This window comes from Vulcanococcus limneticus LL, from assembly GCF_002252705.1.
Taxonomy (GTDB): Bacteria; Cyanobacteriota; Cyanobacteriia; order PCC-6307; family Cyanobiaceae; genus Vulcanococcus; species Vulcanococcus limneticus.
In genome coordinates this window covers 11,878-24,199 of record NZ_NQLA01000012.1, presented here as the reverse complement: position 1 = coordinate 24,199, position 12,322 = coordinate 11,878, and the positions used below count along the sequence as shown (strand labels likewise).

The 12,322-nt window shown below is 70.9% G+C and carries 10 protein-coding genes and 1 tRNA gene; 7 read left to right on the top strand and 4 right to left on the bottom strand.

Going from position 1 to position 12,322, the window contains the following annotated elements; genetic code table 11:
* Positions 1-72 precede the first annotated feature (72 nt).
* Positions 73-1,686 (top strand): murein biosynthesis integral membrane protein MurJ, encoded by a 1,614-nt coding sequence (gene murJ, locus CJZ98_RS07295; protein ID WP_094589899.1) that lies wholly within the window; start codon positions 73-75, stop codon positions 1,684-1,686.
* 3 nt (positions 1,687-1,689) lie between these two features.
* On the opposite strand, the gene CJZ98_RS07290 is transcribed toward murJ, so the two are convergent.
* The 3 genes from CJZ98_RS07290 to CJZ98_RS07280 form a co-directional block, all read right to left on the bottom strand.
* Positions 1,690-1,944: a cytochrome-c oxidase gene (locus CJZ98_RS07290; RefSeq protein WP_094589897.1), complete on the bottom strand. Its 255-nt coding sequence runs from the start codon at positions 1,942-1,944 to the stop codon at positions 1,690-1,692.
* 95 nt (positions 1,945-2,039) lie between these two features.
* Positions 2,040-2,330, bottom strand: a complete 291-nt coding sequence (locus tag CJZ98_RS07285) for a DUF3181 family protein (RefSeq protein WP_094589895.1) — start codon at positions 2,328-2,330, stop codon at positions 2,040-2,042.
* A gap of 52 nt (positions 2,331-2,382) precedes the next feature.
* Positions 2,383-2,634: a hypothetical protein gene (locus tag CJZ98_RS07280; protein WP_094589893.1), complete on the bottom strand. Its 252-nt coding sequence runs from the start codon at positions 2,632-2,634 to the stop codon at positions 2,383-2,385.
* A gap of 164 nt (positions 2,635-2,798) precedes the next feature.
* Here CJZ98_RS07280 and CJZ98_RS07275 point away from each other — a divergent pair.
* The 6 genes from CJZ98_RS07275 to CJZ98_RS07250 all read left to right on the top strand — a co-directional run bounded on the left by CJZ98_RS07275 (position 2,799) and on the right by CJZ98_RS07250 (position 8,966).
* Positions 2,799-2,872, top strand: a tRNA-Arg gene (locus tag CJZ98_RS07275).
* Between the two features lie 219 nt (positions 2,873-3,091).
* Positions 3,092-4,381, top strand: coding sequence for a serine hydroxymethyltransferase (gene glyA, locus CJZ98_RS07270; RefSeq protein WP_094589891.1), 1,290 nt, complete (start codon positions 3,092-3,094; stop codon positions 4,379-4,381).
* Between the two features lie 80 nt (positions 4,382-4,461).
* Positions 4,462-5,562 (top strand): MraY family glycosyltransferase, encoded by a 1,101-nt coding sequence (locus CJZ98_RS07265; protein ID WP_094589889.1) that lies wholly within the window; start codon positions 4,462-4,464, stop codon positions 5,560-5,562.
* Positions 5,552-6,853, top strand: coding sequence for a competence/damage-inducible protein A (locus CJZ98_RS07260; RefSeq protein WP_094589887.1), 1,302 nt, complete (start codon positions 5,552-5,554; stop codon positions 6,851-6,853). Before CJZ98_RS07265 ends, CJZ98_RS07260 begins: the two co-directional genes overlap by 11 nt.
* A 29-nt stretch (positions 6,854-6,882) precedes the next feature.
* Complete coding sequence (gene leuC, locus CJZ98_RS07255) at positions 6,883-8,292, top strand: 3-isopropylmalate dehydratase large subunit (protein ID WP_094589885.1); 1,410 nt, start codon at positions 6,883-6,885, stop codon at positions 8,290-8,292.
* 47 nt (positions 8,293-8,339) lie between these two features.
* On the top strand, positions 8,340-8,966 hold the full coding sequence (locus CJZ98_RS07250; RefSeq protein ID WP_094589967.1) for a 3-isopropylmalate dehydratase small subunit: 627 nt from the start codon (positions 8,340-8,342) through the stop codon (positions 8,964-8,966).
* Between the two features lie 10 nt (positions 8,967-8,976).
* On the opposite strand, the gene CJZ98_RS07245 is transcribed toward CJZ98_RS07250, so the two are convergent.
* Complete coding sequence (locus tag CJZ98_RS07245; protein WP_232756299.1) at positions 8,977-12,267, bottom strand: DUF3769 domain-containing protein; 3,291 nt, start codon at positions 12,265-12,267, stop codon at positions 8,977-8,979.
* Positions 12,268-12,322: the final 55 nt, after the last annotated feature.

The following is a 12,322-nucleotide window of genomic DNA, read 5'->3' as shown; positions in this document are numbered from 1 at the left end:
CGGCGGTGTGCCCATGCTGCCGTGGGGAGCGGAGGGGAGAATCCCCGCAGCTGAGGGCCTGCGGCCTCCCGGATGAGTCAATCGCTGCGCCGCATCGCCCTGATCGTGGCGGTGGCCACGGCCCTGAGCAAGGTGGCCGGGCTGGTGCGCCAGCAGGTGATCGCCGCCGCCTTCGGCGTGGGCCTCGCCTACGACGCCTACAACTACGCCTATGTGCTGCCCGGATTCCTACTGATCCTGCTGGGGGGAATCAACGGGCCGTTCCACAGCGCCATGGTGAGCGTGCTGGCGCGCCGCCCCCGGGCGGAGGGGGCCCACGTGCTGGCGGCGATCAACACCCTGGTGGGGGCGGGGCTGATCGGTGTGACCGTGCTGCTGTTCGTGTTTGCCGATCCGCTGATCACCCTGGTGGGGCCGGGGCTGGACGGCCCGCGCCACGCCATCGCCGTGCTGCAGCTGCGCTGGATGGCGCCGATGGCCCTGTTCGCCGGTCTGATCGGGCTGGGCTTCGGGGCCCTCAACGCCGCCGATGAGTTCTGGCTGCCCTCGGTGAGTCCGCTGCTCTCCAGCGTGGCGGTGATCGTCGGCCTGGGGATTCTCTGGTGGCAGCTGGGCCCGGCGATTGCCCTGCCCGAGCAGGCGCTGCTGGGCGGCGCCGTGCTGGCGGGCACCACCCTGCTGGGGGCGATCCTGCAGTGGCTGATCCAGCTGCCGGCCCTGGCGAAGCAGGGCCTGCACAAGTTCCAGCTGGTCTGGGACTGGCATCACCCCGGAGTCAAGGAGGTGTTGCAGGTGATGGGGCCGGCGACCCTCTCCTCGGGGATGCTGCAGATCAACGTGTTCACCGACCTGTTCTTCGCCTCCGGGATCGTGGGGGCGGCTGCCGGCCTGGGCTACGCCAACCTGCTGGTGCAGACCCCCCTGGGCCTGCTCTCCAACGCCCTGCTGGTGCCGCTGCTGCCGGTGTTCGCCCGGCTCACCGCCCCAGAGGACCGGCCGGAGCTGATCGGCCGCATCCGCCAGGGGCTGATGCTCTCCAGCGCCTCGATGTTGCCCCTGGGCGGGCTGATGGTGGCCCTGGCCGGGCCGATCGTGGCGCTGATCTATGAGCGCGGAGCCTTCGATGCCACGGCCGCGGCCCTGGTGGGGGGGCTGCTGATGGCCTACGGGGTGGGCATGCCCGCCTACCTGGGCCGCGACGTGCTGGTGCGGGTGTTCTACGCACTCGGCGATGGCACCACCCCGTTCCGCTTCTCGATGGCCGGCATCGGCCTCAACGTGGCCTTCGACTGGACCCTGGTGGGCGGGCCGACCCCCTGGGGGCTGCAGCTCCCGGCCCTGAATTTCGGGGCGCCGGGGCTGGTGCTGGCCACCGTGGCGGTGAATGTGATCACCTGCCTCGGCCTGCTGCTGGCCCTGCAGCGGCGGCTGGGTGGGATGCCCCTGCGGGCCTGGGCCCGCGACAGCCTGCTGCTGCTGCTGGCGGCCCTGCTGGGGTCTTTGGCGGCCTGGGGGCTGTCGGTGGGGATCGCCTGGCCCGCCAACCTGTGGGGCCGCCTGGTGGAGTGCGGTTTTGCCAGCGGCGTGGGCCTGCTGGCCTATGGGCTGGTGGCCTCGGCGGCCGGCGTTCCGGAGGTGCGGGATCTGGCCCTGCAGCTGCGGCGCAAGCTGCCGGGTGGCGCCTGAGGCTCAGAGCTCCACCACCCGCTCCTCGCGCACCTGCACGGGGATCTCCAGGTGGCTGCGACCCACCATTTCGGGGCCGTCGATCGAGAAGATGCGGGCCTCGATGCCGAAGTCGCGGAAGGCCGTTTCCAGTTCCTGGATCAGCGCCTTCTCCACCTGGGCCTCGGCATCCACCACCTTGCCGATCAGGCGGCTGCCGAGCCGGCCGATGCGCTGGCGCATCACCTCGCGGGCGTTGGTGACCTGGATGACCAGCACAGAGCCGCGGCGGCGTTGAGGCGCAACCCTATCCGGCGCACACTGGCGCGACAAGCGTTTTGGCCCGGCACCGCCTCTGGCTAGCCAGGGCTGATTCAGTTGGCCCGTTCCGCCAGCAGCTCTTCGAGATCCTGCAGCTGGCCGGCGGGGACGAGCCGGGCCAGGGGCAGCTTGGTGGTGCCCCCGCCGATCGGCACCTGCACCGCCTCCAGGGCCTGGCGGGCGCAGACACCGGCGCCAAGCTCCAGCCGGGCGGCGCACTCGATCGCCAGGGGTTCGGCCAGCCCCGCATCGCCCAGGTAGAGGTGCCAGCCGGAGATCTGGATGTAGAGCCGGTCGGCCAGCTCCCTGGCCAGCTCCTGGATCTCCTGGGACGAGAGGGTCATGGCGAGGGGGCGACGGGCTGGAGGGGAGCTGGCTTCGGGCTGGGCTCCCCGCTCAGGATGGTCGCTGCGGTTCGGTTTGGGGCCTCAGCCCCACCACCACCGCCAGGTGCACCACGAGCAGCACGGCCCAGGTGCCCGTGAACCAGTCGAGGTGGCTCCAGGGGTGGCGCAGGCCCTGCACGAACCAGAGGCCGCTGTTGATGGCGGCGAAGGCGCCCCCATGCAGGCAGAGGTTCACGATCCGCGCGAAGTGGCGGTAGGTGGGGTCCTCCGGGTTGGCGGGGCCGTACCAGCGGATCGGCATGGGTTCAGGTGCGAAGGGGATGGGGGCTGGGATCGATTGTGGCCGGCGCCCCTGGAACGTCGCGGGGCGGCGCACCGCTGCGCTGCCCCGGCCCCGGCCTCGCTCCGGCCCCGACAGTTGACGGATGGGCCCTCGGTATGACGAGAATGTTGGGGCAGGCGCAGGCGCTTGTAGCTCAGCGGATTAGAGCATCTGACTACGGATCAGAGGGTCGGGAGTTCGAATCTCTCCAGGCGCGCCTACAACATCAAAGCCGCTCCTCACGGGGCGGTTTTTTTGTGCTTGATGGCCGCCAGCCGCGATGCCTCGCCATCGATCGGCCCGACGCCCACAGGTGGGCTCCGAAGCACGTCTGCGCCAGCCCCGGCCAGTTCTGTCGGTCCGCTGGGGGTGGGTTTCGCAACCTGTCTCACCTTGATTTCTTACGATCGGTTCACCTTCAGCGGCAGTGGCCCCCATGGCGGATACCAGCGGCGCAGTGATCGATACCCCCCTGGCCACCAGTGACCCGGCCATCGCCGCTCTGATCGGCAAGGAGCTGGAGCGGCAGCAGACCCACCTGGAGCTGATCGCCTCCGAGAACTTCGCCTCCCGCGCCGTGATGGAGGCCCAGGGCTCGGTGCTCACCAACAAGTACGCAGAAGGCCTGCCCGCCAAGCGCTACTACGGCGGCTGTGAGCACGTGGACGCCATCGAGGACCTGGCGATCGAGCGGGCCAAGCAGCTGTTCGGTGCCGCCTGGGCCAACGTGCAGCCCCACAGCGGCGCCCAGGCCAACTTCGCCGTGTTCCTGGCCCTGCTGCAGCCCGGCGACACGATCCTGGGCATGGACCTCAGCCACGGCGGCCACCTCACCCACGGCTCGCCCGTGAACGTGAGTGGCAAGTGGTTCAAGGCCGTCCACTACGGCGTGGACCCCGAGACCCAGCAGCTCAACTTCGACACGATCCGCCAGCTGGCCCTGGAGCACAAGCCGAAGCTGATCGTGTGCGGCTACTCCGCCTACCCGCGCACCATTGATTTCGCCGCCTTCCGGGCCATCGCCGATGAGGTGGGCGCCTACCTGCTGGCCGACATGGCCCACATCGCCGGCCTGGTGGCCGCCGGGGTGCACCCCAACCCCCTGCCCCACTGCCATGTGGTGACCACCACCACCCACAAGACCCTGCGCGGTCCCCGCGGCGGCCTGATCCTCTGCAACGACGCCGAGTTCGGCAAGCAGTTCGATAAGGCGGTCTTCCCCGGCAGTCAGGGAGGCCCGCTGGAGCACGTGATCGCCGCCAAGGCCGTGGCCTTTGGCGAGGCCCTGCTGCCCAGCTTCCAGATCTACAGCCAGCAGGTGGTGGCCAACGCCAAGGCGCTCGCCGAGCGCATCCAGGAGCGCGGCATCGACGTGGTGAGCGGCGGCACCGACAACCACCTGGTGCTGCTCGATCTGCGCGGCATCGGCATGACCGGCAAGGTGGCCGACCTGCTGGTGAGCGATGTGCACATCACCGCCAACAAGAACACGGTGCCCTTCGATCCCCAGTCGCCGTTCGTGACCAGCGGCCTGCGCCTCGGCACCGCCGCCTGCACCACCCGCGGCTTCGATGAGGCCGCCTTCCGCGAGGTGGCCGATGTGATCGCCGACCGGCTGCTCAATCCCGAGGACGCGGCCATCGAGCTGCGCTGCCGCGAGCGGGTGGCGGTCCTGTGCGCCCGCTTCCCCCTCTACGACGCCCAGCGCCAGCTCCAACCCGCCTGAGGCCGATGGATCTGGCCTGCCCTGCTTAAGCTGCGGCCGGTCGGGGCCCTTCCCGCCGATCCCCTGCCCCCACCCAGGCCGTGACGCTCTCCACCAGACCGGACGTCGCGGCCCTGGTGACCCTGGCGGCGGCGGCCCTGGTGACGGCGCTGGTGGTGCCGCTGGTGCGCCGGCTCGGGCTGCGCTGGGGCCTCACCGATGCTCCCGATCCCCGCAAGCAGCACACCACCCCCATGGTGCGGCTGGGCGGCATTGGCATCGTGGCTGGTTTCGCCCTGGCCCTGGGGCTGATCTGGGGGCTGGATGGCTTCGGCTCGCTGCCGCCCGAGAAGGACCGGCTGATCTGGACCACCCTGGCCGGAGCGCTCTGCTACTTCGCGATCGGCCTCTCCGACGATCTGTTCGCCCTGCCGCCCCTGCCGCGCCTGGCCGGCCAGGTGGCGGTGGCCATCGCCGTGTGGAGCCAGGGGGTGCGGATCGGCAGCATTGAGCTGCCCTTTGCAGGCCTTGGCCAGGCCGAGCCGCTGCTGGTCCTGCCCGCCGGCCTCAGCCTGCTCGCCACGGTGATCTGGCTGGTGGGCATCACCAATGCCATCAACTGGCTCGACGGTCTCGACGGCCTCGCCGCCGGCGTGAGCGGCATCGCCGCCGTGGGGCTCCTCTCGGTGAGCTACAGCCTCGACCAGCCCGCCGCCGGCCTGCTGGCCGCCGCCCTGGCCGGCGCCTGCCTCGGCTTCCTGCGCCACAACTTCAACCCCGCCCGCATCTTCATGGGCGATGGCGGCTCCTACTTCCTCGGCTTTGCCCTGGCGGCGATCAGCATCGTGGGCCCGGCCAAGGGGATCACCAGCGTCAGCCTGCTGTTGCCGCTGCTGATCCTCTCGCTGCCGCTGGCCGACATGTCGGCGGTGATCATGGGCCGCGTCAGCGCCGGCCACTCGCCCTTCTACCCAGACCGGCGCCACCTGCACCACCGGCTGCTGCGGGCCGGCTTCAGCCACCGCCGCACGGTGGTGCTGATCTACGCCTTCACCCAGTGGCTGGCGGCCCTGGCCCTGGTGCTCGCCAACGCCGAGAACCGCTTCCTGTGGCTGGCCCTGGCCACCGCCGTGCTGATCGGGGTGGTGATCGGCTGCCGCCGCAGCCTCAACCGCGAGCAGCAGGCCGGCGATGGCGGCTGAGCTCCTGGGGGCGTCGGACGGCGGCGCCGAGCTGCTCTGCGTCGGCACCGAGCTGCTGCTTGGCGGCATCACCAACACCAATGCCCGCTGGCTGGCTGAGCAGCTGGCGGCCCTGGGGGTGCCCCATTTCCGCCAGGAGGTGGTGGGCGACAACCGCGAGCGGCTGATCGCCGCCGTGCGCGCGGCGGCGGGTAGGTGTCGGCTGCTGATCAGCACCGGCGGCCTGGGCCCCACCCCCGACGACCTCACCACCGAGGCCATCGCCGCCGCCTTCGGCGCTCGCCTCACGGAGCGGCCCGAGGTGTGGGCCGACATCGAGGCCAAGCTGGCGCTGCGGGGCCGGTCCCCTTCGCCTTCGCTTCGCCGCCAGGCCCTGCTGCCGGTCGGGGCCCAGGTGCTGCCCAACCCCACCGGCACGGCCCCGGGGCTGATCTGGACGCCGGATCCTGCTGCCCTGGACTTCCCCGTGCAGCCGGGCTTCACGCTGATGACCTTCCCCGGGGTGCCCAGCGAGATGCGGGCGATGTGGACCGCCACGGCGGCCCCCTGGCTGCGGGCCTCCGGCCTGGCGGCGGGGGTGTTCGCCAGCCGCACCCTGCGCTTTTGGGGCGTGGCCGAATCGACCCTGGCCGAGCAGGTGGCCGATCTGCTGGCCCTGGAGAACCCCACCGTGGCCCCCTATGCCGGCGCCGGGGAGGTGACCCTGCGGATCACGGCCCGGGCCGGCAGCGCGGCCGCCGCCGAGGCCCTGCTGGCGCCGGTGGAAGCGGAGTTGCGCCAGCGGGCCGGGGCGAGCTGCTACGGCGCCGACGGCGACAGCCTGGCCGCAGTGGTGCTGCAGCGCCTGCGTGAGCGGGGCGAGACCCTGGCGGTGGCGGAGAGCTGCAGCGGCGGCGGCATCGGTGCGGCCCTGGCGGCGGTGCCCGGCGCCTCCGACGTGTTCCTGGGGGGCGTGATCGCCTACGCGAATGCCGTGAAGCAGGAGCTGCTCGGAGTGCCGGCTGGGCTGCTGGCGGCCCATGGCGCCGTGAGTGATCCGGTGGCCCTCGCCATGGCGGAGGGGGCCCGCCGCGCCACCGGCGCCACCTGGGCGATCGCCGTGACCGGCATCGCCGGCCCGGGTGGGGGCAGCGCGGAGAAGCCGGTGGGGCTGGTGCACATTGCCGTTGCCGGCCCGACCGGCAGCAGCAGCGAGGGGGTGCGCTTCGGTGGGTCCCGCGGTCGTGCCTGGATCCAGACCCTCACGGCCGGAGAGGCCCTCGATCGCCTGCGGCGGAGCTTGCAGCCCTAGGCTGGCCGATTCGAGTTTCGGGGTCTTCCGTGAGCGCCGGCACCCTCTACGACAAGGTCTGGGCGTTGCACCAGGTTGCTGAGCTGCCAGGGGGATCCACCCAGCTGTTCATCGGCCTGCACCTGATCCACGAGGTGACCAGCCCCCAGGCGTTCGCCGCCCTGAAGGACCTGGGCCTGGGCGTGCGCCATCCCGAGCGCACCGTGGCCACGGTGGATCACATCGTGCCGACCACGAGCCAGGCGCGCCCCTTCGCTGACCCGCTGGCCGAGGAGATGCTGGCCACCCTGGAGGCCAACTGCGCGGCGCACAACATCACTCTGCACGGCCTTGGCAGCGGCCGCCAGGGGATCGTGCACGTGATCGCCCCCGAACTCGGCCTCACCCAGCCCGGCATGACCGTGGCCTGCGGCGACTCCCACACATCCACCCACGGAGCCTTCGGCGCCATCGCCTTCGGCATCGGCACCAGCCAGGTGCGCGACGTGTTGGCCAGCCAGAGCCTCTCGATGGGCAAGCTCAAGGTGCGCCGCATCTGGGTGGATGGCCAGCTGCAGCCGGGCGTCTACGCCAAGGATCTGGTGTTGCACGTGATCCGCACCCTCGGCGTGAAGGGCGGTGTGGGCTACGCCTACGAGTTCGCCGGCCCGGCGATCGAAGGGCTCTCGATGGAGGAGCGCATGACCCTCTGCAACATGGCGATCGAGGGCGGCGCCCGCTGCGGCTACGTGAACCCCGATCAGGTCACGTTCGACTATCTGCAGGGCCGGCCCTATGCCCCCAGCGGCGAGGCCTGGGAGCGGGCCGTGGCCTGGTGGAGCAGCCTGGCCAGTGGCCCGGACGCTGTGTTCGATGACGAGGTGCGCTTCGACGCCAGCGCCATCGCCCCCACCATCACCTGGGGCATCACCCCCGGCCAGGGCATCGGTGTGGATGAAACCGTGCCCACCCTGGAGCAGACCGAATCCGACGAGCGGCCCCTGGCCGAGGAGGCCTACCGCTACATGGACCTGCAGCCCGGGGCCCCGATCGCCGGCACGCCGGTGGATGTGTGCTTCATCGGCAGCTGCACCAACGGTCGCCTCAGCGATCTGCAGGCCGCCGCTGCCGTGGCCAAGGGCCGCCACGTGGCCCCCGGCATCAAGGCCTTCGTGGTGCCCGGCTCCGAGCAGGTGGCCGCGGCGGCTGAGGCCGAGGGCCTGGATCAGGTCTTCACTGCCGCCGGTTTCGAGTGGCGCGAGCCCGGTTGCTCGATGTGCCTGGCCATGAACCCCGACCGCCTGGAGGGCCGCCAGATCAGCGCCAGCTCCAGCAACCGCAACTTCAAGGGCCGCCAGGGTTCGGCCACGGGTCGCACCCTGCTGATGAGCCCCGCGATGGTGGCCGCCGCCGCCATCGCCGGCAAGGTCACCGACGTGCGCCAGCTGCTCGCTGCCTGAGTCGCCTTCTCTTGATCACCCCGCCCGATCCCGTCGCCGCTGTGCCCATGGCCACCCCCTTCCCCTTCGGACCGATCACCGCCGTGACCGGCACCGCCGTGGTGGTGCGCGGCGACGACATCGACACCGATCGGATCATCCCGGCCCGCTTTCTCAAGTGCGTCACCTTCGAGGCCCTGGGTCCGGCGGCCTTTGCCGATGACCGCGCCGAGCTGGCCCAGGCCCCCGCTGGCCCCCACCCCTTCGACCGGCCTGAGCACCAGGGTGCCTCGATCCTGCTGGTGAACCGCAACTTCGGCTGCGGCTCCAGCCGCGAGCACGCGCCCCAGGCCCTGATGCGCTGGGGCATCCGCGCCGTGGTGGGCGAGAGCTTCGCCGAGATCTTCTACGGCAACTGCCTGGCCCTCGGCATCCCCTGCCTCACCGCCAGCCATGAGGGGATGCTCGCCATCCAGGCGGCGGCCGCTGCCGACCCGGCTGCTGCCTTCACTCTGGACGTGGCTGCCCAGTCCCTGAGCGGCGCCGACCAGAGCTGGGCCCTGGACCTGGCCGCCGGCCCCCGCCAGATGCTGAGCACGGGCCAGTGGGATGCCACCAGCCAGCTGCTCGCTAACGGCACCGCCCTGGAGGCGACCGTCGCCCGGCTGCCCTATCTGGCGACCTTCGCCGCCTGAGCCTGGGGCCCTAGAAGCCGCGCCGGCGCATCATCGCGTCCACGGCCCCCGGGTCATAGGGCACGAAGGGCACGCCGGTGCCGTTGAAGTTGAAGTCGTTCAGCTTGACCCGCACGCCGCCCAGCTGTTCGTAGGGGCTGTAGTACACGCTCAGCTCGTAGGCCCGTCGCTGCCAGCGCAGTTCCACGTAGGAGCCCGTGCTCTTGCCGTAGTCGGGCGAGTTCGGATCCACGTTCAGGCCGATGCCGCCGCTGAACACCAGCGGCCCCACCAGCTGCTGGGTGAGGCCGATCCCCAGCGTGCCGAGGTCCACGGCCCGATCGAAGCTGAGGGGGCTGACCCCCTGGCGCAGGGTGCCGCCGCCGGTGATCGTGAACTGGGTGTAATCCAGGAACGGCTTGCTGAAATGGCCAAGGGTGAGGGTGGGGCCGCCCGAGAGGCTCAGGGTGTTCTGGTTGGTGCCGTCGCCGTAGTAGGCAAGGGTTGCCGTGGTGTTGATGTTGAGCCTCAGCCCCGGAACCACCGGCACCGCCGAATAGCGGTTCGCCGCCTCGGGGCCGGGCGGCAGCGGCTTACCGGTCCAGAGCGGCAGGGAGGCGTTGAGGGAGCCGTAGATACTGCCGCGCCAGAGGCTGGCCAGATTCGTGGTCTGGAACTCATCCCCCTGGAAGTTGCCCACGCCGGCCCGCCAGTAGTAGTTGCTGCTCAGTCGTCCCCAGTTAGGTAGGTCACCCTGCTGCTCCAACGACACCCCGTAGGCGGAGTAGACGTCCTGCTCGCCGAGGGTGCCGTTCCAGCTGCGGAAGCGGTAGGCGCCGAAGATACGGGCGGTGGTATTCCCCACCAGGGGCAGACGCAGGGGGCGCTTCAGTTCGCCCCAGCTGCGCATGCCGTTGGCGAAGTTGCTGGGATCGAAGGTGGAGATGTCGAGGGTGGCGGAGGCATCCAGCCCCAGCACGGTGGCATCAAGCTTGGCCAGCAGGCCGAAGAGATCGCCGATGCGGGCGGGCTGGGAGCTGGATGCGGATCCCACCGACTCTCCGGGAAGGGGATAGCTGTCGGTGGTGCCATCCAAAGCGCGCCGCACCATGAACTGGGGCTGCAGCGCGAGGGTGCCCTTCTCCCCGAGCTTGATGGGTTTGAGGTCGTAGCCGAGGTAGAAGCCGTCCCGGTCCTCGCCGTCGCTGCCGAGCACCCAGCGGTTTTCCACCTGCCGCTCCTTCTGGAAGCGTTGGTTGCGCTGCAGAGGAATCGGCAGCCGATCCTCCAGGATCAACTGGTTGCGCTTGGCCTCCACCACCGTGTCGCCGTTCGGCTCGATGCGGGCCACGACCCCCTCGGCATCCACCCAGGCCTGGGCCGGGGTGTAGGGGTCATTGGTGAGGGCAGCGCGGTCCGTGGTCCAGCCGTCCGGCGTGATCGTGATCGTGTTGGCCTGGAAGCGCCAGCGGCTGATGGTGCCGGTCACCAGCTTCTTGTTGCTGCTGGTCTTGAGGGTCTGGAGCTGCGCTGGCCGTACGGCGCCGTAGACGTTGACCTCGGCGGGCTGATCGAAATCCCTGTTGGAGCCGGTGACGCGGCGGCGCTCGGCCGAGAAGCTCTGCTGGAACTGCAGGTTGCTGACGCGCTGGTCCACCGTGGCGACGATGGCCTGGCGGCGCAGGGCCTCCTGCTGACGCGGGCTGAGCTTGGCGGTGCCTGAGGCTGCGCCTGCGGCTCCCGTGCTGCCGGAGGGCGAGCCGGGCGCCGTGCCCTTCTGGCTGCTGGCTTCACCGCTGCCCTGGCCCGGCTTGCCCATGGCCACGGCATTGAGCCGCTCCTCCAGCGGCTTCACCCGCTGGCGCAGCGGCCGGCCCGGATCCGGGCAGCCCAGCGGCGGCGCCATGGCCACCTTGGGCCGCGGGTCGGGTGCGCTGCCGAAGCGGTAGCGCAGGCCCAGCAGGTAGGCGTTGCTGCCTTCACTGACGCCGCTGTAGGTGCCGTAGGCCCCTGAGCGGTGGTGGATGCGCCCCACCAGCGACCACTCGGGAGCCACCAGCGCCTCGACCTCGAAGCCGAGGTAGTTGAGGAACTGGGTGTACTTCTCCCGGAAGGTTTTCTCGTAGTTGCTCACGGACGTGTTGAGGCTCACCCCCTCCACGAAGCCGACGCTCAGCCACGGCTGCAGCCAGGCCCGCACGCCGAAGCCCGCGGTGATCTCCCCGAAGCTCTGGGCGGGGGTATCGGCAAAGGGCACGGCCTGGTTGAACTCCCCGCCGGCCTGCCTGGCGGCGCGGTGGCCCATGAAGGTGGTGTCGAACTCCAGGGCCAGGGGGCCGGCCTGAACCAGCCGGCGGTTCAGGCCCACGCCCACCAGGTACTCGGGGCGCATCCGGCCCTTGAAGCGGAAGGTGTCGCCGAAGTTGGTATCGATCATCTGGCCGGCCCACACGGTGGCGGCCCAGGGGTAGGGGTGCCAGTTGGGGATCGGCGGCAGGGGTGGCGGGCAGGCCATGGTCTGGGCCGCCGGCGAGAGCGCGATCGGCGGCATGCGCCAGCGGTCGCTGGGGAGGGCCTGGGGCACACCGGCCCCGTCAAGGGCTCCGATGGCACCGGGCTCCAGCCCGCTCCCCACGCCGGAGGTGAAGGGGGAGGGTGCGCCCGGCTCCGCCGCCGGTGCTCCCAGGGGATTGGCCTCGAGCGAGGCCAGCAACGCCGTCTGCGCGGGGGTGCCTGGCTCAGGCGCCACCTCAAAGGTGCTTCTCTCCGCAAGCAGGGGCCGCTCCCAGTAGCTGAGGGGCAGCAGGGCCGCCGAGGGCGGCTGCTCCGGGTTGAGATCGAAGCTGGTGGTGTCGAGGTCCAGGACCCCGTAGACCTCCTCCAGCTCCCCCGACGACTGGATCAGGTTGTAGCGCAGCCGGCTGGCCTGGAGGTATTGGTTGCCCCGTTGGAAGCGGACACTGCCGCTGGCATAGACGGTACGGGTGGTGGGGTCGTACTCGAGTCGATCGGCGAGCAGGCGACCGCCGGAGAGCAGGGCCTGCACCGAGCCGGTGGCGACAAAGCGGTTCTGCAGCAGGTCGTAGCCCTGCTGATCGGCACGAACCTGGAGCTCCAGGGGCGGCTTCTGGGCTGGGGTGGCCGGGATCAGTCGGGGGGCCGGGGCCGGGGGCGCAGCTGCCCCAGCACTGGACGGTTCGGATCCCGCAGCCAGGGCTGGATCCGGGGTTGGGGTCGGGGCTTCAGCTCCGGACGGGGCCTGGATCTGGGGCTGGCCGGACTCTGCGGCGGCCTGAAGCGTGCTCCCGTCCCCTGGGCGCACGTCGCCAGCGGCTGGTTTGGGCCCGGTGTCCGTCGACTCTTCGGAGGCTCTGGCC

Excerpts from the sequence above, each read along its gene's own strand:
- murJ (WP_094589899.1), top strand. The coding sequence starts at position 73 with ATGAGTCAATCGCTGCGCCGCATCGCCCTGATCGTGGCGGTGGCCACG.
- CJZ98_RS07285 (WP_094589895.1), bottom strand. The coding sequence starts at position 2,330 with ATGACCCTCTCGTCCCAGGAGATCCAGGAGCTGGCCAGGGAGCTGGCC.
- CJZ98_RS07280 (WP_094589893.1), bottom strand. The coding sequence starts at position 2,634 with ATGCCGATCCGCTGGTACGGCCCCGCCAACCCGGAGGACCCCACCTAC.
- glyA (WP_094589891.1), top strand. The coding sequence starts at position 3,092 with ATGGCGGATACCAGCGGCGCAGTGATCGATACCCCCCTGGCCACCAGT.
- CJZ98_RS07260 (WP_094589887.1), top strand. The coding sequence starts at position 5,552 with ATGGCGGCTGAGCTCCTGGGGGCGTCGGACGGCGGCGCCGAGCTGCTC.
- CJZ98_RS07250 (WP_094589967.1), top strand. The coding sequence starts at position 8,340 with ATGGCCACCCCCTTCCCCTTCGGACCGATCACCGCCGTGACCGGCACC.